Source organism: Prosthecobacter sp. SYSU 5D2 (assembly GCF_039655865.1).
In the GTDB taxonomy this organism is placed as follows: Bacteria; Verrucomicrobiota; Verrucomicrobiia; order Verrucomicrobiales; family Verrucomicrobiaceae; genus Prosthecobacter.
In genome coordinates, this window is the sequence record NZ_JBBYXL010000008.1 from 180,823 (window position 1) to 205,180 (window position 24,358).

Here is a 24,358-nt window from a genome sequence, read left to right on the forward strand (position 1 = left end):
TGAAAGCGCTACTCATCGTCCTTGTCCGCAGCCTCTCCTCCCGCACCTTCTTCATCCTTTTGGATGCGCTTGAAGTGCAGTTGAAGAACACGGCGCAAGTCAGCCTTCGTCGTCGTCACTTCGTAGTCCTCAATGATGACCTGCTCCCCCACCTTGGGCAGATGGCCGAGCAGATGCGTCACATAACCACCGATGGTCGTCACGTCCTCACTCTCGATCTCCAGCCCCGCCTGATCCGTCAGCTCATAGAGGTTCAGCATCCCCTCCACGATAAATTCATCGTCATTCACCCGCCGGAACTCGCTGTTTTCCTGGTCAAATTCGTCCTGGATGTCCCCCACGATCTCCTCCATCACATTGTCCAGGGTGACGACACCCACCGTGCCGCCGTACTCATCCACCGCCAGGGCGATGTGCACATGCTTGTCCAGGAAAAAGCGCAGCAGCTTGTCAATAGGCATCATCTCCGGCACCATCGGCAGATCCCGGCGGATCTTGCGCAGGTCGGCGCTCGGTTTGCCGATCAGCGCCAGGAGATCCTTAATGTGGATGAGTCCGATGCTGTGATCCAGATGCCCTTCCACCAGCGGATAGCGGGTGTGCTTGCTGTCCACCGCCACCTTCAAATTGGCCTCAAAGGAGTCATCCGCATCCAGGGAGATGACCTGGTTCCGCGGCGTCATCACATCCCGCACGCAGCGGTCATTCAGCGCCAGCGCATTCAAAAGAATGTCCTTTTCCGTCTCGGTGACTTCGGATTTCTGGCTCTCCGCCACGATGTGCCGCAGCTCCTCTTCCGAGTGCGCCAGCTCACTTTCCGAGGCTGGCTCCAGGCGGAAAAGCACCTTGAGAAGCCAGTTGGCCGCCCCGTTGAGCACCCAGATGGCTGGCTTGAACATCACATAGAAAAAATGCAGCGGCGCACTGATCACCAGCGCCGTGGCCAGTGAACGGCGGATGGCCAGGGACTTCGGGGTCAGTTCACCCAGCACCACGTGCAGAAAAGTCACAACACCGAAACCGATACCAATGGAGACAGAGGAGATGACCGCATCATTCTTCACGCCCATCATCCACATCAGCGGCTGGATCACGCGGGCCACATACGGCTCCCCCACCATACCCAGGGCGATACTGGCCAGGGTAATGCCTAGTTGAGTCGCTGAAAGATAGCCATCCAGGTTTTTCAGCGCCTTCCGGGCCACCTTGGCGCTGACATTGCCTTCTTCCACCAGCTCATCCAGCTGGGTGCTGCGCACTTTCACAATGGCAAACTCCGCCGCCACAAAGAAAGCATTCAGCAGCACGAAAAACATCACCAGCACCGCCGACCACACCACCTCACCCGCCGTCAGGTTCCATTCATGGATCACCTCATGGGACCCTCCGCCCATGGCGAAAAGGTGGAGAGAGTGAAAAAAAGGGTTCATGGGGGAGCGCTGACAAGGGAGGCAACAGCAAGATCAGAGCCGTTCATAGCTGCCATCACAGCGCTTTTCCAAGATGGTAAAGCCCGCTTTTTTAGCGTCCGATGTGGACACGGGCTTGGTGTATTTGGGTGTGGAAAACCCGCTGATGAGCTTTTTCACCGGATTCCGGCAGAGCGGGCAGTGGGTCAGCGGAGCACGATCCATGGGGCGGCGCAGGTCAAAGCCACGCCGACAGGAGGGACAGCCCTCCTCAGGATTCTCCGCGATGTAGGAATACGTGGGCATAAATGGATTATCCACGTCTCCCCAGAGCAGGTCCAGAGAGACTTTCCCTGGACAAGCGACGGGCGCTTACCAGCTGGACTTGGTGACTCCGGGAATCAGGCCGGCAAGGGCCATCTCACGGAAGGTCAGACGGGACATCTGGAAACGACGCAGATAAGCGCGACGGCGTCCGGAAACGCGGCAGCGGTTGGTCAGGCGGGTCGGGCTGGCATCACGGGGCAGCAGGGCCAGGCCCTGGTGATCACCATTCGCCTTCAACTCCGCACGGAGTTTTGCGTACTTTTGGACGGTCTTCTGTTTGCGCTTCTCGCGCTCAAGCCAAGCTGTTTTTGCCATAGGGGCCGCGAAGTTGCCTCAAACCGCACACTTCGCAAGGAGAAATTTCATTTGTCATGCAGACGGATCATGGCATTTTAGGGCCTCATGATCACTGGAATCCTTGTCGCCGTCGCTTTCCTACTGCTGGGTGTGTTTGTTTTCGCCTATTTGCAGAAGGCCTGAGCCTCGTTTCGCGAAAAAGTCAGTCCTCCCCGTCAGCGCGGGAGATCCCGGCATAAAGCTCTGGGAAACGACGCTCCAGAGCCTTGGGCGTCACGTAGCCGATGAGTTGCGCCTCCCCCCAGTCGGTCAGCCCCCAGTAAGCATGGGGCAGTGCCAGCAGCACCGCCGTGCAGGTGGGCATTTTAGGCACATGCGCCCTCGCCAGGATGCGCTCGGCAAAGTCATGGAGGCCCGGATTGTGGCCAAAAAGCATCACATGCTTCCATTCCTCATCCAGTTGCCGCACCACATTCAGGATGCGCGGTGCCTCCGCCAAATACAGGGATGAATCCAGGATCAGCGATTCCAGCGGCATGCTCGCCACCTCCTGCATGATCCTGGCCGTGGCCAGCGCCCGCGCCGCCGTACTCGTCACCAGCCGCTCCGGCGGTGGAATCAAAGCCTCATTCTCCCCCCCGCCAAAATACGTGCGGTGCAGAAAAGACGCCATCGCCGGTGCCGCCACCAGTCCGCGCTCATTCAGCGGACGGTCATGATCCGCCAGCCCGGACTGGGTCCAGCTGGATTTGGCATGACGGACGACGGTGAGGTACTTCATTATTAGATCGTGGCGGGTCCCTCCTCGCATGATGGATGCCAAGTGTCAAATCGCAGCCGCCAGATGGAATGGATGTGCTGTCTTCACAGACTCCACCTTTGTAAACATCAGAAAAAAATTCCAGCGGGGAGCCGCGATCTTCTGTCATATTGTGGCCGATTGTCATTCAGGTGCCTGTTTTTACATGTCTTCAGCCTCCGCCACCCTCCTGCTGGCCCGCATTCACGGGCAGATGCTTCGGCATAGGATCTCTCATGGGCTGGCATCCAACCGGCTGCTCATCCTCACCATCGGAGGCTTTCTGGGGCTGTATTGTGTGGCGGCGTATGTGCTGGTGGCGCGGGGACTGGAGTTTGTGAACCGGATGCCGCTCTTCGGCCCGCTGCTGCTGGAGCGGCTCATCTACCTGCTGTTCTTTTTCTTCTTTGTCATGCTGGTGCTCTCCAATGCCACCATCACGGGCATGGGGATGTTCCGCCGCAAAGACATGGACTGGCAGGTGGCCCTGCCCCTGCCCTACCGCAGCCTGGTGCTGTGGAAGACGCTGGAGGGCATGGCCCTGGCGAGCTGGGGGCTGCTGGTGCTGAGCGCGCCCATCCTGGCGGCGCTGGGAGGGCTTTACCATGTGGGGCCGGCGTTTTACCTGCTGGGAGCCCCGGCGCTTTTATGCCTGGTGACCATCTCGGCCAACCTGTCCTCCTGGGCCCTGCTCTTCCTGGTGCGGCATGCGCAGCGCTGGTGGTGGAAAATGGCGGCGCTGCTAGGCCTGTGGATTCTGGGCAGCACTCTCCTGCGCTTTTTCTCTGCTCGCGAGCCTAGGCTGGACGGCCAGGGCGGCAGTGACCTCGTCTCCAGCCTGCACGGAGTGCTGCAGCATACGGAGATCTGCATGCACCCGCTGCTGCCCAGTTCCTGGGTGGCGGAGGTCATCCTGGCCTCGGGGCGGGGTTTGTATGAACAAGCCGCCTTTTTTAATTTCGCGCTGCTGGCCAATGCGCTGTTTGCCCTGACCGTTACCGCGCGCCTGGGCGGCCGTTTTTTCTACCCGGCCTGGGACCGGGTGATGGCTGCCGTGCCGCTAACCCAGCCTCAGGCGGCCAAGGAAGCCTGGTACCTCCACCCTGAAAAGGCGGCCCGGCGCACCTGGATGCAGCGCATCTGGGGTCTGGAGCGCGCTGAGCACGCCGCCATCGTCAAGGATGTCCGTACCTTCCTTCGGGAGCCGACGCAGTGGGGGCAGAGCCTGCTCATTTTTGGCCTGCTGCTGATGTACACCTCCAACTTGCGGCAAATGGGCTACGATCTGCAAAGCCCTTTTTGGATCATCGTCATCAGCCACCTGAACCTGCTGGTCTGCTGCCTAGCCCTTTCCACCCTGACCACCCGGTTCATCTTTCCGCAGTTCAGCCTGGAGGGGCAGCGGCTGTGGATCCTTGGGCTTTCCCCGCTTTCCCTGGAGCGGGTGCTGAGCTTGAAACTGCGCCTCAGCGCCGGCGTCATGGGACTGCTCACCACGGCCCTGGTATTCACCTCCAGCCTGTCCCTTTCCCTGCCCTGGCAGCGAACGGTCTTTTTCTGCGCAGCGGTGATGATGCTCAGCTACGGGCTGAACGCCCTGGCGCTGTCCCTGGGGGCCCTGTTGCCGAACTTTCGCGAACCGAACCCGGCGCGCATCATTTCCGGTTTCGGCGGCACGCTTTGTCTCATCAGCAGTTTTTTGTACATTTTGTTCAGTGCCACCGCCCTCGCCCTGCCGGAGGCGATGCGCTGGAAGGCCCAGGCAGCAGGAGCTTTCCCTTCACCTCGTTCTGCTTTGATCCAGGATCTCTCCGCTCTGGGTTTCGTCCTGTTTCTCTCGTTACTGTTCGGAGGATTACCCTATTGGCTGGCAAAAAAACGCACGAAAAGTCTAGATTATTTAAAAGAGCTGTAATATTACTGAGTCTGAAATAAAACTCATGACAGCCATGGCCCGCCGCTCTCCCGCTCTCGCTACGGTTCCCGCCGCTGAGGATAACAACATCCTACGCTTCGACGAAGCCCCCGAATTCTCCGTCGGTCATGCGGAGGAGTCTCCCATGGAAGACATGGATCAGCAGGTCCGCGAGGCCCAGCACCGCCTCACCCGCCTGCGCGCAGAACAGGAAGAGCTGGAGCACCAGCGCAAGATCCTGGAAAACCTCAAGCAAAAGCAGGAGCGCTTCATCGCAGGACGCAAAGACATCACCGAAAAGCTGGATCGCAGCCTGCGGGTCATCACCGATGACCTGGAGGAAGCCCGCCGCCGCGCCGAGGACCTCGCCGCCACCCAGCAGGAATTTCACGACCGTCTGGAAGAACTGAAAGTGTTCTATCCCGAGCGCTGGCACCGCAACCAGCTCGACCAGGAACTGGACAAGGCCATCTCCGCCCTCATCGAGGCCGAGACCAGCTTTGAAAAAGGCATCCGTCGCGTCACCTCCCACCGCGCCGTGGAGAGCGCCCACCACCGCCAGGACCTGGACGAAGCTGGCGGTGAAGGCGAATACAGCGTCACCGGCCGCTTCTCCCAGTCCCTGTCCGGCAAGGATGACCTCATCACCTGGACCCGTCGCGGCTTTGCCTTCACGCTGCCGCTCATGGTCACCGTCCTGATCGCCGTCATTCTGGCCAAGCTGATGTTTTAGCACCCTCCCGTCCCTATGAACAAACGCGTCGCCTCCCGTCGTCCGAAAACCGTTCAAACCGCCGCCCAGGAGATCCAGCCTGCCCGGCTCAACCAGTTGCGCAGCCGCTCCCGTAGCCTGCAGGAGGAGATCCATACCCTGGAGTGCGCCATCGTCGCCGCCCCCAGCGCCATGCGCCGCCGCCGCCTGGCCACCAAGGACGTGCTACCCGCGCCCGAGCCTCTCTTTTCCAAAAAGTCCCTCCGCTCCCCCCAGCGCATCCCCCTGCACATGCGCAAGGCCGCCAGCCGCCGCCGCATGGCTCTCGTCATCGAGTTCGCCGTCGTCGTCGCCACCCTCGCCGCCGCCCTGGGCTGGATGAACCAGTGGTTCAACTGGTGGACGTGAATTGGGGCTAACTGATGAGGAATTGATTCGGGGTGAATGATTCCCCGTTGCCGCCGCGCCGTTGCTTTTCACAGTGGGCTTCCACCCATGCCCACGCCCCCTTTTCATTATCAGGAACTGTTTGAACTCGGTCAGGATGACACTGAATACCGGCTGCTGACGAAGGACCACGTCAGCGTCAAGGAATTCAATGGCAAAGAGGTGCTTTGCGTGGAGCCACAGGCGCTGACGCTGCTGGCCAGCCAGGCGTTTCATGACATCAATTTTTTCCTCCGGCCCAAGCACTTGAAACAGGTGGCCGCCATCCTGGACGATCCGGAAGCCAGCGAGAATGACCGCATGGTGGCGCTGACTCTGTTGAAAAATGCGGATGTCTCCTCTGCCGGTCTCCTGCCCTTCTGCCAGGACACAGGCACCGCCATCATCATGGGGAAAAAGGGCCAGCAGGTCTGGACTGGCAGCAGCGATGAAGCCGCCCTGTCCAAAGGCGTGTATGAGGCCTACACCGAGAACAATCTGCGCTATTCCCAGAATGCGGCGCTGGACATGTTCACGGAGAAGAATACCGGCACAAACCTGCCCGCCCAGTTCGACCTGTATGCGACGGAGGGTGAGGCGTATAAGTTCCTCTTCATCTCCAAAGGCGGCGGCTCGGCAAACAAGTCCTATCTCTACCAGGAGACTCGCGCGGTGCTGAATCCGAAGAGCATCGTCCCTTTCCTCACGGAGAAAATGCTATCCCTGGGCACAGCGGCCTGCCCACCGTATCACCTCAGTTTTGTCATCGGCGGCACCTCCGCCGAGGCGACGATGAAGCATGTGAAACTGGCCTCCACCAAGTATTACGACAACCTCCCCACCACAGGCAACGAGCATGGCCGCGCCTTCCGTGATGTGGAGCTGGAAGCACAGATGCTGGAGGCAGCTCGCACCTGCGGCATCGGCGCGCAGTTTGGCGGCAAATACTTCGCCCTGGATGTCCGCGTCATCCGCCTGCCACGGCATGGGGCCTCCCTGCCCATCGGCATCGGCGTCTCCTGCTCGGCCGACCGCCAGGCCAAGGCCAAGATCACCCGCGACGGGGTCTTCATTGAAAAGCTGGAGATGAATCCGCTTCAATACATCCCGGAAGAGCTGCGGCACCGGAAGGATACAAACGCGGTGCGCATTGACCTAAACCAGCCCATGGCCGCCATCCGTGCCGAACTGAGCAAACACCCGGTCACCACCCGGCTTCTCCTCAACGGCCCCATTGTGGTGGCCCGTGACATTGCCCACGCCAAGCTGAAGGAGCGCCTGGATGCCGGTGAGCCGCTGCCCGAATACTTCAAGGAGCATCCGGTGTATTATGCCGGTCCTGCCAAGACCCCGGCAGGCATGCCCAGCGGCAGCTTCGGCCCGACGACGGCCGGTCGCATGGACAGCTACGTGGACCTGTTCCAGTCCCAGGGCGGCAGCATGGTGATGATCGCCAAAGGCAACCGCGGCCAGCAGGTCACGGATGCCTGTAAAAAACACGGCGGCTTTTACCTGGGCAGCATTGGCGGCCCGGCGGCCATCCTGGCCAAGGAGAACATCAAAAAGGTCGAGGTGGTGGAATTCCCTGAATTGGGCATGGAGGCCATCTGGAAAATTGAAGTGCAGGACTTCCCGGCCTTCATTTTGGTGGATGACAAGGGAACAGACTTTTTCCAGAGCGTCGGCACCGGCTGCACGGTTCACCATTGATTGAATGACCGATTGCAGATCCAGGGCTGCGATTTGGTAGCCCTGGGCGTGTCACTACATTTTGTTCCTTTTCTGATTGGATTGATCCAGTGCTTCTGCACTGCCTTCTCTTCGGATGTGGAAGAGATAGGAGTAAACTGCCTTTGGGCTCAGGACCTCAGATTCTGTAACAAAGACAAGACTCATGTCCCCGCCTGAGCGGCACGAGTCTCAACCCTAGCCAGGCGCACCCACAAAAAACGGAGCCGGGTGGCCGGCTCCGCTGGGGGAAATTGGGAATAAGGATTTCCCGAGGCTCAATTACTTCTTGATATACTTCTCAGGGTCGGCCTTGAATTTGCCAAGGCAGCCTTTGCAGCAGAAGGCGTATTCTTTGCCACCGTGCTTGGCGGTCAGCTCAGCCTTCACAGGCTTGCCTTCTTTCACCGGGCATTCGGTATTGACGGGAGCGGCGGCAGCGAAGCTGGCCATGGCGCTCAGGGCGAGGATGGAGAACAGAGTTTTCATGAATGAGGTTATGCTAGTTATCGTGACGATGCCATGCCTGACGGCAGGACACTGCAACAACGTACGAACGCGGGCATTTCTTTGTCTTACTTAATTTTTCTCGATCCGATGGACAAAACCGCTCTCCCTGGCAAGGAAAGGGCTGCCACGTGACCGAACCCGACTCCATCGCCAGCTCCACGCCCATCCACGACGCCCGCGAGGCGTTGCGGAAGTATTTTGGCTTTCGCGAGTTTCTGGACGGGCAGGAAACGGTGATGGCGAATGTGCTGAGCGGGCGGGACACGCTGGTCATCATGCCCACGGGCGGCGGCAAATCCCTGTGCTACCAGCTCCCGGCCATGGTGATGGAGGGGGTGACGCTCGTCGTCAGCCCGCTCATCGCGCTGATGAAGGACCAGGTGGATGCGCTGGAGCGGCGCGGCATCCCGGCCACAGTCATCAACAGCACGCTGTCGCTGGCGGAGCAGCAGGAGCGCATCGCGGCGCTGCGGCGGGGGGAGTACCGGCTGGTCTATGTGGCGCCGGAGCGCTTCCGCAGCCGCCTGTTCCTGAGCGCGATGCAGCAGGTGGAGATCGCCCTGTTTGCGGTGGATGAGGCGCACTGCCTGTCGCAGTGGGGGCATGATTTCCGCCCGGATTACTTTCGGTTAGGCGAGGCGCTGACCGCCCTGGGCCGTCCGCAGGTGGTGGCCCTCACCGCCACGGCCACGCCGGAGGTGCGGGAGGACATCGCCCGCGTACTGGACCTGCGGGACCCGTTCATTACCATCCAGGGTTTTGAGCGGCCCAACCTGAGCCTGCACATCACCCACACGAAGAAGGGCGATGATAAGTACACGCGGCTGAAAAAGATCGTCGAGGACTATAAAAAGGGCATCATTTACTGCTCCACCCGCAAGCGCGTGGAGGAGGTGGGCGATGCCCTGCGCGAATTCGGCATCCGCGCCATCCAGTATCACGGCGGCCTGGATGACAAGGAGCGGGAGGACCGGCAGAACAAGTTCATCTCCAAAAAGTACGACATCGCCGTGGCCACGAATGCCTTTGGCATGGGCATTGACCGGTCGGATGTGCGCTTTGTCATCCACTATGACATTCCCGGCAGCGTGGAGGCCTATTATCAGGAGGCGGGCCGAGCCGGGCGCGATGGCGAGCCGTCCCACTGCGAGCTGTTTTTTAACTTTGCCGATACCAAGACGCAGGACTTTTTCATTGATGGGAACAACCCCACCATCGAGACCATCCAGAGCATCTACCAGGCCCTGCTGAATGCCGCCAATGAGCAGCATGAGGTGGAGCTGAGCATCGATGACCTGACGGACCGCGCCGGGCTGAAGAACAGCATGGCCGTGGGCTCCGCGCTCAGCCATCTGGGCCGCGCGGGCTACATCGAGCGCTACGACATCCCTGGCAAGCGCATCCGCGGCACCCGGCTCCTGCAGCCGCAGGTGCTGACGCGCAGCCTGAAATTTGACGTCACCGCGCTGCGTGAAAAGGAGCGCCGAGATCGCTCCAAGCTGAAGGCCATGGTGGACCTCTGCTATGACGAGCACCGCTGCCGCCAGGAGCAGATTTTGGCCTACTTTGGCGAGACGGAAAGCCAGCCCTGCGGCACCTGCGATGTGTGCCGACGCAGCGGGGTGCAGGTGGCCAGGGAAGGGGATGCGGCGGAGGTGACGCTGCTGCGCCAGGCGCTGAGCGGCATCGCCCGTATGTCCACGCGCCGGGCGGATGGCACTTGGGAGGGCCGCTTTGGCAAAGGCCGCATCATCCAGATGCTGGTGGGCAGCAAGTCCAAGGAGATCGTGGATGCCGGACTGGACCAGCTCAGCACCTACGGCCTGCTGAAGCACATCGGCACGCATGGGCTGCACCCGCTGTTTGCGGAGATGGAGCGGCAAGGCCTCATCGAAACCAGCACGGGTGACTACCCAATGGTCACCCTGACGGTGAAAGGTGCGGACGTTATGAAACGCGGAGCCAATGTCCGCATGATGTGGCCCGCCACCGCGCCAAAATCCAGCACGCCGCTGAAGCCCGGCACGAAGCTCACCCCGGCGGAGATCTCCACCCGCGAGCTCGGGTTTGACGACGCGCTTTTTGAAAAACTGAAGCGCCACCGCAATGTCCTGGCCATGGCCGAAGGCGTGCCGCCGTACGTCATCTTCAGCAATCAGACCCTCGAGTTCCTGACCCGCCTGAAGCCCACCAGCATTGAGGCCGGATTAAAGATCCGCGGTGTCGGCGACAAGAAAGCCCAGACCTACCTGCCGGAGTTCATCCAGGTCATCAAAAAGCACGGCTGAGAAGGAAGGCAGCCTTGCGCGGCAGAGAATCGGCGGGAGGATGGAGGAGCAACTGACCCTTTGACCTTTTCCCAATGAACCTGCGCTTCCCTTTCCTTTTGTCCGTCCTTTTGACCACCTGCGCCCTGGAGGCCGAGATGCCGGAGGCGCTGCCGCTTTGGGAAAAAGGGGCACCGGGATCGGAGGGGAGGATGGCGGAGGCGGAGCGGACGGAGGGGAAGAATGTGGTGAATGTCCACAGCCCGTCCATCACGCCTTTTATTCCGGCCAAGGACGGCACGGGCGTGGCGGTGATCATTGCGCCGGGCGGCGGGCATTCGAAGCTGTGCCTGGGGCATGAAGGGTATGCGCTGGCGGAGTGGTTCCAGGCGCGCGGCATCGCGGCCTTTGTGCTGAAGTACCGGCTGGCCCGCGAAAAGGGCAGCACCTATACCATCCAGGACCACGCGATGGCGGACATGCGCCGGGCCATCCGTACGGTGCGGACGCGGGCCAAGGACTGGGGAATCAATCCAGAGCGCATCGGCGTGCTGGGCTTTTCCGCAGGCGGCGAGCTGGCAGCGTTTGCGGCGATGAAGAATGATCCGGGCAATGCCGAAGCGACGGAGGTCATCGAGCAGGCCAGCAGCCGGCCGGATTTCCAGGCGCTGATTTATCCGGGCACCTCCGGCCTGTTCTCAGCGGAAAAGGGCATGCCGCCGCTGTTCATCGCCTGTGGTTACGGCGACCGCCCGGACATCGCCGAAGGCATGGCCACGCTGTATCTGAAATACAAGGCTGCCGGAGTGAAGGCGGAGCTGCACATTTACAGCAATGCCGGCCATGGCTTCGGCTACAAACCCGATTCGACCACCGCCGCCGGCCGCTGGCCGGAAAGGTTCACGGAATGGCTGCAGGACAGCGGGCTGCTGAAGTGAGGGGGCAACGTCTTGACATTCGGGGATCTGACATCACTTTTTTTGCATGGAAACCGAAGCTGATACGCCGCCGAAAATCCAGGCCAAGCTGGATGAAGCTGCCCATGGTACCTTTATGGAAGGCAGCCGCGCTTCCATCGAACTCATCATCGCCCGCAGCGGAGGCGAGACCTCGACGAACGCCTCTGAAAAATAGGTTTCCCTATTGTCTCAACTTTGGTTAGAACCTCTTTGCTGGCGGCGTCTATGTCCGCAGCAGAGATGAGCGCTGATTTCCATCCAGTACTGTCGCGACGCCGGTTCATCGGCGGGGCGGGCGTGGGCTTGTCCAGCGTCGCGTTTTCGCATCTGCTGGGAGCGGAGGCGATGGGCGCGAGCACGGGCGGGCAGCGGTCGCATTTTCCGGCGAAGGCGAAGCGGGTGATCTGGCTGTTCATGCACGGCGGGCCCAGCCATGTGGATTTGTTTGATCCCAAGCCGGAGCTGATCCGCCATGCGGGCAGGCCGCTGCCGGAGAGTTTTGGCCCGGTGGAGACGCGGCGGAAGGTGGCGCAAAATCCGCTGCTGGGGCCGGTGAAACCGTTCCGGCCACGCGGGAGGAGCGGCATCGAGATCAGCGATTTCCTGCCGCACATGGCGGAGCTGGCGGATGAGATGTGTGTGATCCGAAGCTGCCACGGGGACAGCGTGAACCATCCGCAGAGCGTGTACCAGATGAATACGGGCTCCATCCTGATGGGCAAGCCGAGCCTGGGGAGCTGGGTGGCGTATGGCCTGGGGTCGGACAATCAGAACATGCCGTCCTTTGTGGTGATGCCGGATCCTGGCGGCGGGCTCAAGGGCGGGCCGCCGGCGTGGGGCAACGGCTTCCTTCCGGCCACGTATCAGGGCACAACGATGCGGCCAGGTGAGAACCCGATTTTGCATCTGAACCCGGCCCATGACCGCAGCCCGGCCCGGCAGCGGGCGACGCTGGACCTGGTGAACCGCTTCAATGCCCTGCACCAGGAACGGCGCGGGGAGGACACGCATCTGGATGCGCGCATCCGCTCTTATGAACTGGCTTTCCGGATGCAAACAGCGGCCCCGGATACAGTGGACCTGTCCCAGGAATCCGAGGCGACGAAAAACCTCTACGGCCTGGACCAGCCCGTGACGCGGGAGTTTGGCACACGCTGCCTGCTGGCGCGGCGGATGATCGAGCGCGGCGTGCGATTTGTGCAGCTTTATTCCGGCGATACCAATGGCTGGGATGCGCATGAGGACGTGCTGAAAAATCACACCGACTACGCCGCCCGGACCGACAAACCGGTGGCCGGCCTGATCCGCGATCTCAAGCAGCGCGGCCTGCTGGAGGACACGCTGGTCATTTGGGGCGGCGAGTTTGGCCGCATGCCGATGAGCGAAAAAGGCGTGGGCCGCGACCACAATCCGTGGGGTTACTCGACCGTGCTTTTTGGTGCCGGTGTGAAGCATGGCCATGTGCACGGAGCCACGGATGACATCGGCCTGCGGGCGGTGCATGACAAGGTGCATGTGCATGACCTGCATGCCACGATTTTGCATCTCCTGGGCATGGATCACGAAAGCCTGACCTACCGCCACAATGGCCGTGACGAGCGGCTGACGGATGTGGCCGGTCATGTGGTGAAAGGCATCCTTACCTGACCGTGATGAAGGCGCTCCACTGGCTTTCGTTGTTATGCCTGGCGGTCACGTCCGCACAGGGCCGCGCCATCCGGGCTTCCAGTGATCCGGTCAAGGATGAGCCGCCCATCGCGGAGAAGGACCGGCAGCACTGGGCCTTCAAACCGCTGTCGGATGCGCCTAACCAAAAGAATGATCAGGCAGGCCAAAATCTGGATGCGCTGATCCGGGCGCGGCTGGCAGCGGCGGGGCTGAAACCATCGCCCCAAGCGGATGCGGCGACGCTGATCCGCAGGATCACCTTTGACCTCATCGGCCTGCCGCCTGCGCCTGAGGAGGTGGCGGTGTTTGAGGTGGAATTTAAAACCGCGCCTGCCGCAGCATTGAATGCCCTGGTGGACCGGCTGCTGGCCAGTCCGCGCTATGGCGAGCACTGGGCGCAGTGGTGGCTGGACATCGCCCGCTTTGCGGAAACGGACGGCTTTGAGCATGACCGCGAGCGCAACCGCGCGTGGCAGTACCGGGACTGGGTCATCGCCGCGCTGAACCAGGACCAGCCGTTCGATGACTTCGTGCGCCAGCAGATCGCCGGGGACCTGCTGCCGGAGGGGGAGGTGGCGGCCACAGGCTTTCTGTTTTCCGGCCCGGACATGCCAGATCTGAACAACCAGGACGAACGCCGCCACGTGGTGCTGAACGAGATCACCAGCACGGTGGGGTCCGCCTTTCTTGGCCTAACCATCGGTTGCGCACAGTGCCATGATCATGCGTATGATCCGGTGAGCCAGGCGGACTTTTACCGGCTGCGCGCCTTTTTTAACCAGGCGGTCGTGCCCAAATCCGACCGGCAGCTTGGGCCGTCGGTGCGTGAATTTACGGAGGGCGTGCCTGCCAGCGTGGTCTATGTGCGCGGAGACTTCCGGCGGCCTGGGCCGGAGATCCGGCCGGGCTTTCCACGCATCGGCGGCGGCCTGGAGATGACGGCGGCGGACCGCACCGGACTGGCCCGGTGGATCACCCGCGCGGACAACGGGCTCTTTCTGCGGGCCACGGTGAACCGCCTCTGGCAGCAGCACTTTGGCCGCCCCATTGCTCCCACGCCGGGCGACCTGGGGCTGCAAAGCGAAGAGCCCACGCACCCGGAGCTGCTGGACTGGCTGGCCGCCGAGCTGCCGCGTCAGGGCTGGAGTTTAAAGCGGCTGCACAAGCTCATCCTCATGTCCGATACCTATCAGCAGGCCACGCAGCCACCCGGCATGGACGCGGCGGCGGTGGACCTGTATGCTGCCATGCCGCGCCGGCGTGTGAGCGGGGAGGTGCTGCGGGATGCGATGCTCAGCGTAACCGGCCAGCTTCATTTCAAAGCGGGCGGCCCGGGTGTGCACCTGCCGCTGCCACGGGAGGTCAGCGGCACGCTGCTGAAAAAGCAGGCCCCGGTGGTTTCGGCGGCGTCCGAGCAGCGCCGCCGCAGCATCTACGTCTTCGCCCGGCGCAATGCGCGGCAGCCCATTTTTGAGCTGTTCGACCGTCCGGATGCGCTGGCCAGCTGCTCACGCCGCCAGCAGTCCACCACGGCTCCGCAGGCCCTGCTGCTGATGAATTCCGAGTTCAGTCTGGAGATGGCCGCCACCCTGGCGCGTCAGGCCGTGGCAAAACACGGCTCCGATGCCGCAGCGATCCTCACCTGGGTGACGGAGAGGTGCTTTTCACGGAAGCCGAGGGATGTGGAGGTGGCCCTGGGCCAGGATTTCATCCGCGAACAAACGATGCTGACCGGCAGCTTTGAGGCGGCGGTGGCGGACTACTGCCTGGCGGTGATGAATGCGAATGAGTTTGTGTATGTGGATTGAAGGGGGGTGAGTGAGGGTGGGATTTCGACCCGTTCGCCAGCCCTGCCGGCTCAGGAGCTGGGCATGAGCACGGAGCGGGGAGAGATGAAGGTCTTGAACCAGGTTTTGATGAAGAGGCAGGAGTGCTTACCCAACTGGACCCGGGGTCAGTCCATCGGCGGAATGCTGGCGCGGATCTCTTCAAGGAGGGCGCGGGTGCCGTGCTGGTCGCACCAGTTCTCGATGTAGGGCCAGTCGAGGTTGGGGGACTGGACGCCAATCATCTCGCGGACGTCCATTTTATCCCGGTCACGTTGCCAGCGGAGTTTTTGAATGATCATGTCCTCGGCAGTGGGTGTCCACGCCTCCCGCTTGGAAAAGACAAGCCGTCTCTGAGTCTTGCGGTCCCACATGGACAGATGGTGAGGGTCCTGGCTTTTGATGAAAAGCTCCACTTCGAAAGCCGTGGTTCGGTGCTGGAGAATGAAGCGCTTGGTGCCCGTCAGGCTCTCCAAATAGATTTGCGGGTCCAAGGTAAAAAAGGGATCCACGGCCTTCAGGAAAGAAGTGAATTCCGGTTCATGAACATCAATCACGAGGTCGAAGTCCTTGGTCGCCCGTGGAATGCCATAGTTCATGGAGGCAATGGAACCGCCTACCATGTATTTGATCCCGGTGCTTTCGACGCAGTCCAAGATCAGATTGACGCACTTGGTCTGATTCATAGGACTTTGCGCGGTGGAAAGAAGATGCCCCGGTCGTCCATGTGGCGGAGGCGGGAGAGCTTTTTCCTCAGTATCTGGGTCACTTCTTCATCCGTGGCATCGGGGTGGTCATGGCGGACGCCGCTTTCCATGACCTCATAGGAAAAGTCCATGAGGTCCATGGCTTCGGCGAAGCGTTCCTCTGGCGTCATTTTGCGGGCGCGCATGATCTGGTCCCGGTGGATGGCGTCCACCATCGGGCGGAGGCCAGGGTGTACGGAATCGAAGTTCATGGGAGAAGTTTAGCCACGGGCTGGCTTTTGCCAAGCGCGGAAGTTTACAGAGGCAGGGCAATGAACAGTCCTCGATCCTCCAGCGGCGCTGGCGGTCCAGGCGCTGGGCGAGGATGCGGCGGGCGGAACAGATGAGAGCTTCAATCAGGCACGCTTTTGGATTGACGAATGTTTTGTCGTGCCGAGGCAGATGTTCCGGCCTGCGGTTACGGGCAGGAGTGCCCGCAGTACGTCAAAACGCCCCCGGCGTGGCCGAGATTCGGCAGGCACGCTGGGGGCGCTGGGGGGCTAACAAGGATTGCTCCTTGAAATATTTACCCTTGGCCGGGTTTAGAAGGTCAGCAGCTCAGGCAGCAGTTCCACGCGACCGGAAAGGATCGGTGAGGTCTTGGCAGTCTGGCCTTCGACGGGAATCTGCGGCAGCAGGAAGTAGCCTTTGGCGGTGGTGCCATCGTCACTCCGGACCAGCATGGCCTGGAACTTCACGGTGCGTTTCAGGCTGCCGTCCACCAGCTTGAAGCTGCCGGTCAGGGCGCCGGTGGCGGGCTTGAAGGCGAGCGTGGTGCGGGCCGGGTTGGCCTCGCTGCCGAGGGCGGGAACCACCGGCTTCAGGGTGGGCCGCGGGAAGCGGACGGAGTTCACCAGGCTGGGGTTCAGCGCGGCGAGTTCAATGCCACCACCAGTGAAGATGAGGCTTGAGGGAGGGGTCGCGGCCGGCAGGCCAAGGACGATGCCTTTGGCAGCACGCGCCATGTATTTGCCTTCCACATTCAGGGGGATGAGGGTCAGCGCGGCGGGATACAGCCGGCCGGTGGTGGCAGGCTTGGTCAGCGAGAGGATGCCTTCGATGCTGTTTTCGGCAATGTCGCCGGACGCACCATTGGTCTGCTCCAGCATACCGGAGATGCTGCCCTGCTTTTTGGCCAGGGGCGCATAGACCAGGATCTCACCGTCGGTGCCCAGGAAGGCGGTGGTGGTCAGCGTGCTGCCGTCAGCCGCCTTGCCCACCACCTTGGTGCTGCCGTCCAGGCCGATGGTAATGGCGGCGAAGCCGTGACCCTGGGGTACCTGCGGGTCGGCGGAGCCCGCCTCCAGCGCCACGGTGTAGTAGCCCATTTCCTGGCTGGCCGGTGTGAGCACACGGTCATAAACCTTGCGCCAGCCGGTGACGGGCGCCACATCCGCGCTGATGCTGATCTGGCCGTCCAGGGTGTCATCGGACTCCAGGGTCAGGTTCACCACGGTGCCGTCTTTCAGCAGTACATTCAAAAGCGGTGTAGTGCCGACGGAGGTCGTCAGGAAACCTTTGCCGCTGACGGTCTTGCCGTTGCGGATCATCTTGACGGTGAAACTGCCCTTGGTGGTGGTCTTCACATCCACACGACCGCCCAGGTTGCTGTTCAATGCATTGTTAGGCTGAATGTAGCCGACATAGGTGCCGACGGCGGAATTAGGCAGCGCCTGCACGGTCAGCGTGGTGATGTAGCTGGAGGAGATGCCGCCGCCGGCCTTCACCGTGACGCTGATCTGGTACACGCCCGGGCTGCTGATGCGGCCGCTGAGCACGCCGGTGGCGCGGTCCAGTTTCAGTCCGGGGGGCAGGCCCTTCACCGTGGCCGTCGTGCCTTCAGGCAGATTCAGGTTCACGGCATACTCCTGGCTCACCACCGCATCGGGCAGGACGGGTTCTGTCACAAACAGAACTGGCGTAAACGATGCCACGTCAGAATAGCTGACACCGGCGGCATTGATGGCATAGGCGCGGAAGGTGTAAGGCTCATCTGTCTCCAGACCGGTAACATTGGTGGTAAAGGTGCCGGTGGTGGTGCCTGCGGCGATCACTTTGGTCACCTCTTCCCCGTCAATTTCCGGAGTGGCATTGTCCGCCGTAATGGCGTACACCACACCGCGCTCGGTGATGGCGCTGCCGCCATCTTCCGTCACTGTGCCGCCCAGGGTGGCGCTGGCGGGGCCGATATCAGCCACCGTCGGCATCGTCACCAGCGGAGCGCTGGAGATGGAAGACATGGCCAGGCTGGATAGCGGCACACTGACCGTGCCCAGGCTGGTGGCCACGCCTGACGTCAGGTCCAGACGGTAAAGCTGCGTCCCGCCTGCATCCGTGGCTGTGAAATAACCCACGCCCGTGGCGGGATCGCTTGAGTTGGCAACCACCACATCACTAAGGATGTCGAATCCAACAGGAACGGCAAAGTCCAGTGCTGCGCCGCCTGCCAGGGTCACTGGGACGCCTGCTGTCTGCGTGCCGACGTTAGGCGGGTTCTGAATGTAGAGGCTGTTGGTCGTCGCATCCAGCGTGTACTGGGTGGTCACCGCTGTGCCGTTGAAGCTGTTGGTATAGGCCGTCGCGGAGATCGTCGTGGTGCCGCCATTGGCGGAGCCGTCCGTGTTGATGCCAGCCACGCTGTCTGCCGCACCGCCCTGGTTGCCGTCCACCGGCGTTCCGGTGATCTGGTTGGCGCGCATGTTCAGGCCTGTGCCGGTGACGATCCGCATGCGGTCCACCGTGGGGTTGAAATCAATGTCATAGCCGGCGCTGACAGGCGGAAAGTCCACCGGATCACCCTCTTCATCCACATAGGCAATGGAGCCGGGAATGCCGACGACCGTGACGGTGGCCAGTTGCGGGTCCACCAGATAGATGCTGCCGGTATCCGTCTCCGGGTTGATGCCCAGGGCATAAAGCTGGCCCGTCGCGGGCCGGTAATCCACTGCCACCAGGGTCTCACCGGCGGTCACGCCGGTCACCGCTGCGGTCGTGGTTTCCTCCGGGGTCAGCGGATTGAAGCGGACCAGGGTCAGCCCGATCTCATCCAGGCCGAGGGCGCCACCCGTGCCGGCATTGATGGCCAGGCTGCGTGCCTCCAGTGCGCCCACCAGCGTAACGGCCGCCGTCGTCAGATCTATCTGGTAAAGGCCGCCCGTGCCCCCCACGGTCAGAACCGCGTAGCCCACACCGGCAGTCACTGCGGTGTTGGAGGCTGCTGTGGCCACTCCAGGAGCGATGTCAAAACCGCTCACAGAGGCGAAATCCAGCGGATTGCCGTTCAGGGTCAGCTGAATCCCCATCGTCTGGTTGCCATTGTTAGGCGGGTTCTGGATGTAAAGAGAGTCTGTGACCGAATCCAGCGTGTACTGGGTGGTGATGCCGCCATTGTTAGGCGTGCTGTTGGTGTAGGCTGTACCGCTCACCGTCGTCGTGCCGTCATTGGCAGCGCCGTCCGGGTTGGTTCCCAGCACCAGCGGATCACCATCCACCAGCGCACCGTTGTTTGGGTTCATGCGGAAGTTCAGCCCGGTCTGGGACATCACGCGCACGCGGTCCACCGCCGGATTGAAGTCAATGTCCCAGGTCGTGTCCGGGAGGTCCACCGTCTGCAGCCCGTCGCTCAGGCTGTCGGGGCTTCCCAGTGGCACCGCCTGTCCGGTCTGTGGGGAGAGACGGTACAGTTGGACTGTATCCGCCGTCGCATTCACCCCCAGCGCATACAGCGCCTGGTTTTGCGGCCGCACATCCATGGCCACCAGCGTATCCCCCGCCTCCACACCCGTCAGCACTGTCGGGGCGCCTGGCGTGCCCGGTGCATCCAGGGTGATTGTGGCCAGCTCGCCGGCGGGCGTCAGCACATAGGCCGGAGTCGCCGGGACCTGAGCCAGGGCGGGCAGGGCCAGGGCGGAAAAACAGGCCAGCAGGCAGGCGCGGACCCGCCCTCCAGAAGCAGCCCGCAGCAATCCGGCAGAGGGCGTTGTCCCGTGGGGTAAGAGAATGTGTCTTTTTTGTTTCATAAGGGTATGTTTGTTCGCGGGCGCACAAAGAACCGGTTGTCACCGGGAGAAGAAAAAACCCCATTCTCTGCGCACCTGGTTTGTCCGATGCCGCATCGGCATCGGATTCAAAAAACCTCAAAAACGAATTAGGCTTATTTTATACCTATTGGAAACGCCTGGGGCAAAGCATCAGGAAGAACAAGATTTCAACATTCTCATCATGAAGAATACTGGCATCAAAAAAATCGCAGGCCAAAAGCTGCGATACGGCCCCCCTTCCGCGCGTTCATGTCCTCATCATGCGCCGTCTTTTTCGTTTCCTTGCCGTACTCATCGCGCTCAGCTCTGCACTTTTTGCCCAGGAGAAACCCAACGTTGTCATCATCCTGGCGGATGACCTGGGTTACGGCGACCTCAGCTGCTATGGGGCCACGCAGATCCAGACGCCGAACATTGACCGCCTGGCGGCTGAAGGCATGCGCTTCACCGATGCGCACTCCGCCGCATCCGTCTGCTCCCCATCACGATACGGCCTGCTCTCCGGCCGCTCCCCGTGGCGCCTGCACAAAAAGGGGAATGACTACGCCTTGGAAAAAGACCGCCTGAACATTGCCTCCCTGCTCAAGACCCAGGGCTACCGCTCCGCCGCCATTGGCAAATGGCATCTGGGCTACAGCAAGGACTGGAACAAGCTGCCCATCACCGGCCCGCTGGAGGTGGGTTTTGACTACCACTTCGGCGTGCCACAGAACCACAACGACCACTACCGCGCCTTCATTGAAAATCACGACCTCGTGGGCCGTCAGCCCGGTGTGCCTTTTCAGGTGGTCAAAGGCAAAGACTTTCCCGAAGGCATCGCTGAATTCCGCGTGGAAGACCAGGTGGACACCACCCTCACGGCCAAGGCCACTGGCTTCATCCGCGAGAACAAGGACCGCCCCTTCTTCCTCTACTTTACTCCCTGCGCGCCCCACACCCATGTCACCCCCGCGGCCACCTTTCGCGGCAGCAGCCAGGCCGGCCTTTTTGGCGACCACATCCAGGAACTGGACGCGCATGTCGGTGAGGTCCTGGCGGCTTTAGAGGAACTCGGCCTAACTAAAAGTACGCTCGTCATCTTCAGCAGCGACAACGGCAGCACACCCAATGACTTCAAAGGCACGCAGAAAACAAAGCTCAACCTGGCCAGCGAAGCCGGTGGCGTGCGCGAAAAGGCCCGCTCCGCCAAGCGCGATGCCCGTGCGCTCGGCCACATGACCAATGGCCCCTGGCACGATGGCAAAGGCACTCCCTTTGAAGGCGGCCACCGCATCCCCTTCATCGCCCGCTGGCCCGGCCACATCCCGGCGGCCAGCACTTCCGCCCAGACTCTCTGTCACACTGATCTTCTGGCCACCACCGCCGCCATCGTCGGAGCGGAGCTGCCCCAGGATGCCGGGGAGGACTCCTTCAATCTCCTGCCCGCGCTCCTCAATCCCGCCCTTTCTACCCCCGTCCGCCGCTACACCATTATCCAGGGAGACACTCGCGACAATGCCCTCGCCCTCCGCTCAGGTCCCTGGAAGTTCATTGAAGGCAAAGCCGCCGACGGCCAGACGGATACGCAGCTCTACGATCTGACCCAAGACCCCGGCGAAACCCGGAACATCTCCGCCGAACATCCGAAAATCGTCAAGGAGCTGAGCGCCGCCCTCGCCACCGCACGCCAGGATGGGCGGACGAGGAAGTGAGGTGGCGGTTAGCTCAACGATAGAGGGCACGCGTTCCGTTGGCTGAATGCTCGCGCAGAACTGTTCTGTCAGCCCCCTCCCCAAGGCGCCCTAACACTCTTAGACCGGCCTTAAATCATTAGCCGGAAAACGCGAAATGCACTCCCGAGCACTTCCAGATTGAGCCTCCCGGCCAGCCGCGTAGCCTTGCAGGCCCTTCATGACCGACAAAAACGCCATTGCTTCCAGCACCGTCGTCAAGAGCATCTTCATCAATGCCTGCCTGGCGGCGGTGAAGATCATCACCGGTGTGGTGGGCAATTCCTATGCCCTCATTGCGGATGGCATTGAGTCGTTGAACGACCTTTTTTCTTCCCTCGTCGTCTGGTGCTCTCTCCGCATCGCCAGCCGTCCTCCCAGTGACCGCTACCACTATGGCCAGGGAAAGGCGGAGCAGCTCGGTGCCCTCTTTTCCGCCGTCTCCCTGCTGGGCGCGGGGGTGGTCATCGTCATCCAGAGCGTGCAGAACATCTTCACCCGCCATGAGGCCCCCGCCTGGTTCACCCTGCCCGTCCTCATCGTCGTTATCATCACCAAAGAACTGCTTTCCCGCTACGCCCTGGAAAAGAGCGAGGAGACCCTGAGCACCTCGTTGAAGGGGGATGCCTGGCACCACCGGTCGGATGCAATCACCTCCGCCGCAGCCTTTGGTGGGATTCTTGTCGCGCTCATTGGCGGCCCCGGTTTTGAAAAGGCGGATGATGTCGGCGCCCTCATCGGCTGCGCTGTTATCGGCATCAACGGCTATCTACTCTTAAAGACTGCCCTGCATGAAAACCTGGACGGCGCGCCCCCGCCGGAGCTGCTCCTGAAAGTCCGCCAGGTCGCCGCCGCCGTGCCGGAAGTCCTGGGCGTGGAAAAGCTGCGCATGAAAAAAATGGGCCTCGGCTATTTCATGGACATCCACATTGAGGTCAGCCCGGTCAAAACGGTCGAAGAAGGCCACTCCATCGCCCACGCCGTCAAAGACGCCCTCCACAGCCAGGTGCCCCAGGTCAACGACATCGTCACCCATGTCGAGCCCTACGATGGGCCGCTGCCTGAAGGTAAAACAACTGCCTGACCCCGGCCATAAGTCAAAAAAACGGCGCAGCACCCCAGAGGGCACCGCGCCGGATGGACGGAGAGGCTTATTCCGTGATCTTCACCGAGACGGGCTTCAGTTTCTTGCCCATTTTCTCGACCTGCACTTCCAGGTTCTGGCCTTCCTTCAGGGCGTCGAATTCCACCTTTTTGCCGTCCTGGGTCAGTTCCGTGTCCTTTTTCAGATAAAGCTCCAGGATCTTGCCGTCAGCGGTTTTGACATAAATTTCCTTTTCACCGGGATCCACCTTGTGGGCCTTTCCCTGATAGGTTCCAGATTCCACCACATCGGTTTTGGCGATTTCCGCCCCCTCCGTTTTCTTGTCTCCGGCGTGGAGAGATCCGAGAAAGGCAAAGGCGATGGTGGCGAGGATAGCAATGTTTTTCATCATTCAGTAAGGTTAGGTTTTGGAGCCGGGGCCTCCGCCTTCAGCGGCAGGGAAAACCGGCAGTTGAATTTTCTTCGCCCCCCGTCCGCCGTCTGCGCCCATGCCGGCTGAAAAACTTCCCTTTCTCCCCCGAAGAGAAAAAGTCATCCCTGATCCAGTTCCCTTGCCGGTCCATGATCGCCATTCTGGCTTTCACTGCATCGGCAGCATCAACGTCTTGGACTGGTCTCCGCGTAAAACCCGCACAGAGACTTCTTCTCCGGCCATTTTATTTTTGAGCAAATGTCCCATCACACGGCTTTCAGTATGCCGGTTCGTCAGGCCATCCAGCTCCACGATGACATCCTCCTTTTGAAATCCGGCTTTTTTTGCCGCCCCATGACGGCCATGCATCCCCATCCCTTTCACCCACAGAGCCATCCCCTGGGTACTCAGACCACGGGTTTGGCGTTCCGCATCCGTGAGGTCCACCAGGATCAGGCCGCCAAGAGCCATGGCCCGCATGGACCAGGCCGAAACGCGCGCTGAGTTGTCCGTCTCTAGCTTCCATCCCTCCGCCAGAGCCAGTTTCACCGGCACTTTTTGACCTCCACGCCCAACCAGGACATCCAGCTCAGTCGCAGCTTCCGGCGTCCGGTGCAGGATCCAGCTCACATCCGCCGTCGAGACCAGACGCTGCCCCGCGAGGCTCATAAGAACATCCCCTGGCTGCAAGCCTGCCGCCGCCGCCGCACTCCCCTCCTTAACTTCCAAAACCCGGGCCACTTCATCCGCTGCAAGAGTCAGCCCCACCGTCTGCGGGGCGGGCATCGGGTATATCCATTCGGTCGGCAAAGGCTGTTTTTGCTCCCGGTAGGAAACCCGCAGGGAATCCCCGATCATGTGACAATGGATGCAACTGCCCACCACCTTGCCATCCCAGTCCAATTCCCGTTGATAGCGCCCCGCCAGATTCGGCATGTCCGTCGGGTTCACAAAGGGCAAGGGCCCGCCCTGCTTGCCGGCCAGTTGCGCCTTGTTCGCCGGGTACTCAGCATGGATTTCCAAGGCTGCCTCCAGGGCCTTTTGATAACCTTTGACCGTTGCATCAGCCGAATTCTTCTGGTGCGTCCACGACCCATAGCGCCCATAGACGGTGCCGTCCCCGTTGAAAAACAGCGTGGAAAAAGAAAGATCGAAGTCGAATTGAAACCGGGTCAAATCCAGCGCGTTCGCATTGATCACCCGCACACAAATGAACTGGTCCAGCAGCGGCTCCAGCTCCCCTCCCTGCATCAGCACCGCACTGTCCAGGCCCATGCAGGCCAGGCAGGGCACACACCTCAGCACCACCAACAGCGGTTTCCCCGTCAACTGCGCCTGCTTGAAGCCGCTCTCAATATCATTGTACGCCCACCGTTTGTCATTTTCCATCGCCGCCCGGTCCGCGCGCACAGCCCCCTCACGATCCTTCACCGCCTCAGCCCAGGCACTGGCCCCCAGCAGAACGAAACTCAGAATCAACCTTTTCATGGCCGCATGCTGTCA

The 24,358-nt window shown here is 61.3% G+C and carries 21 protein-coding genes; 11 read left to right on the plus strand and 10 right to left on the minus strand.

What is annotated here, in order from left to right; all coding sequences use genetic code 11:
• Window positions 1-8: 8 nt before the first annotated feature.
• The 4 genes from WJU23_RS15265 to WJU23_RS15280 form a co-directional block, all read right to left on the minus strand.
• Window positions 9-1,430 carry a hemolysin family protein gene (locus tag WJU23_RS15265; protein WP_346333466.1) on the minus strand — a complete coding sequence of 474 codons (1,422 nt, stop codon included), beginning with the start codon at window positions 1,428-1,430 and terminating at the stop codon, window positions 9-11.
• Window positions 1,431-1,463: 33 nt separating this feature from the next.
• A complete protein-coding gene (locus WJU23_RS15270) occupies window positions 1,464-1,715 on the minus strand; it encodes an FmdB family zinc ribbon protein (RefSeq protein WP_346333467.1) in 252 nt (83 codons plus the stop codon).
• Between the two features lie 66 nt (window positions 1,716-1,781).
• Complete coding sequence (rpsN, locus tag WJU23_RS15275) at window positions 1,782-2,051, minus strand: 30S ribosomal protein S14 (RefSeq protein ID WP_346333468.1); 270 nt, start codon at window positions 2,049-2,051, stop codon at window positions 1,782-1,784.
• A 184-nt stretch (window positions 2,052-2,235) separates the two neighbouring features.
• On the minus strand, window positions 2,236-2,814 hold the full coding sequence (locus WJU23_RS15280; protein WP_346333469.1) for a histidine phosphatase family protein: 579 nt from the start codon (window positions 2,812-2,814) through the stop codon (window positions 2,236-2,238).
• Window positions 2,815-2,998: 184 nt separating this feature from the next.
• Between WJU23_RS15280 and WJU23_RS15285 the strand changes: the two genes are divergently transcribed.
• From WJU23_RS15285 to WJU23_RS15300, 4 genes are all read left to right on the plus strand, one after another.
• Window positions 2,999-4,747: a hypothetical protein gene (locus tag WJU23_RS15285; RefSeq protein ID WP_346333470.1), complete on the plus strand. Its 1,749-nt coding sequence runs from the start codon at window positions 2,999-3,001 to the stop codon at window positions 4,745-4,747.
• 34 nt (window positions 4,748-4,781) lie between these two features.
• Window positions 4,782-5,480, plus strand: a complete 699-nt coding sequence (locus WJU23_RS15290) for a hypothetical protein (protein ID WP_346333471.1) — start codon at window positions 4,782-4,784, stop codon at window positions 5,478-5,480.
• Between the two features lie 15 nt (window positions 5,481-5,495).
• Entirely contained in the window at window positions 5,496-5,867 is a 372-nt protein-coding gene (locus WJU23_RS15295) for a hypothetical protein (protein WP_346333472.1), read from the plus strand.
• An 87-nt stretch (window positions 5,868-5,954) separates the two neighbouring features.
• The gene (locus tag WJU23_RS15300; RefSeq protein WP_346333473.1) at window positions 5,955-7,595 is read left to right on the plus strand and encodes a fumarate hydratase; all 1,641 of its coding nucleotides are present in this window, start codon (window positions 5,955-5,957) and stop codon (window positions 7,593-7,595) included.
• A gap of 300 nt (window positions 7,596-7,895) precedes the next feature.
• Here WJU23_RS15300 and WJU23_RS15305 read toward each other — a convergent pair whose 3' ends face one another.
• Window positions 7,896-8,102, minus strand: coding sequence for a YHS domain-containing protein (locus WJU23_RS15305; RefSeq protein WP_346333474.1), 207 nt, complete (start codon window positions 8,100-8,102; stop codon window positions 7,896-7,898).
• Between the two features lie 149 nt (window positions 8,103-8,251).
• Here WJU23_RS15305 and WJU23_RS15310 point away from each other — a divergent pair, with 149 nt between their 5' ends.
• The 5 genes from WJU23_RS15310 to WJU23_RS15330 all read left to right on the plus strand — a co-directional run bounded on the left by WJU23_RS15310 (window position 8,252) and on the right by WJU23_RS15330 (window position 14,825).
• Window positions 8,252-10,411: a RecQ family ATP-dependent DNA helicase gene (locus WJU23_RS15310; protein ID WP_346333475.1), complete on the plus strand. Its 2,160-nt coding sequence runs from the start codon at window positions 8,252-8,254 to the stop codon at window positions 10,409-10,411.
• Window positions 10,412-10,485: 74 nt separating this feature from the next.
• Entirely contained in the window at window positions 10,486-11,328 is an 843-nt protein-coding gene (locus tag WJU23_RS15315) for an alpha/beta hydrolase (protein WP_346333476.1), read from the plus strand.
• 46 nt (window positions 11,329-11,374) lie between these two features.
• Complete coding sequence (locus tag WJU23_RS15320; RefSeq protein ID WP_346333477.1) at window positions 11,375-11,524, plus strand: hypothetical protein; 150 nt, start codon at window positions 11,375-11,377, stop codon at window positions 11,522-11,524.
• Window positions 11,525-11,589: 65 nt separating this feature from the next.
• On the plus strand, window positions 11,590-12,996 hold the full coding sequence (locus WJU23_RS15325) for a DUF1501 domain-containing protein (protein WP_346333478.1): 1,407 nt from the start codon (window positions 11,590-11,592) through the stop codon (window positions 12,994-12,996).
• 5 nt (window positions 12,997-13,001) lie between these two features.
• On the plus strand, window positions 13,002-14,825 hold the full coding sequence (locus WJU23_RS15330) for a DUF1549 and DUF1553 domain-containing protein (RefSeq protein ID WP_346333600.1): 1,824 nt from the start codon (window positions 13,002-13,004) through the stop codon (window positions 14,823-14,825).
• Between the two features lie 146 nt (window positions 14,826-14,971).
• Here the strand turns inward: WJU23_RS15330 and WJU23_RS15335 are convergent, their stop codons facing one another.
• The 3 genes from WJU23_RS15335 to WJU23_RS15345 all read right to left on the minus strand — a co-directional run bounded on the left by WJU23_RS15335 (window position 14,972) and on the right by WJU23_RS15345 (window position 19,608).
• Complete coding sequence (locus WJU23_RS15335; RefSeq protein ID WP_346333479.1) at window positions 14,972-15,529, minus strand: DUF6036 family nucleotidyltransferase; 558 nt, start codon at window positions 15,527-15,529, stop codon at window positions 14,972-14,974.
• Window positions 15,526-15,801, minus strand: a complete 276-nt coding sequence (locus tag WJU23_RS15340; protein WP_346333480.1) for a hypothetical protein — start codon at window positions 15,799-15,801, stop codon at window positions 15,526-15,528. The genes WJU23_RS15335 and WJU23_RS15340 overlap by 4 nt, the downstream gene beginning before the upstream one ends.
• Window positions 15,802-16,131: 330 nt before the next feature.
• Window positions 16,132-19,608, minus strand: coding sequence for a DUF4394 domain-containing protein (locus WJU23_RS15345; RefSeq protein ID WP_346333481.1), 3,477 nt, complete (start codon window positions 19,606-19,608; stop codon window positions 16,132-16,134).
• A 281-nt stretch (window positions 19,609-19,889) separates the two neighbouring features.
• On the opposite strand from WJU23_RS15345, the gene WJU23_RS15350 reads away from it, so the two are divergent.
• Window positions 19,890-21,320 (plus strand): arylsulfatase, encoded by a 1,431-nt coding sequence (locus tag WJU23_RS15350; protein WP_346333482.1) that lies wholly within the window; start codon window positions 19,890-19,892, stop codon window positions 21,318-21,320.
• A 199-nt stretch (window positions 21,321-21,519) separates the two neighbouring features.
• Window positions 21,520-22,422: a cation diffusion facilitator family transporter gene (locus WJU23_RS15355; RefSeq protein WP_346333483.1), complete on the plus strand. Its 903-nt coding sequence runs from the start codon at window positions 21,520-21,522 to the stop codon at window positions 22,420-22,422.
• Between the two features lie 67 nt (window positions 22,423-22,489).
• On the opposite strand, the gene WJU23_RS15360 is transcribed toward WJU23_RS15355, so the two are convergent.
• Entirely contained in the window at window positions 22,490-22,834 is a 345-nt protein-coding gene (locus WJU23_RS15360; protein ID WP_346333484.1) for a hypothetical protein, read from the minus strand.
• 189 nt (window positions 22,835-23,023) lie between these two features.
• On the minus strand, window positions 23,024-24,343 hold the full coding sequence (locus tag WJU23_RS15365; protein WP_346333485.1) for a Trx7/PDZ domain-containing (seleno)protein: 1,320 nt from the start codon (window positions 24,341-24,343) through the stop codon (window positions 23,024-23,026).
• Between the last annotated feature and the right edge of the window lie 15 nt (window positions 24,344-24,358).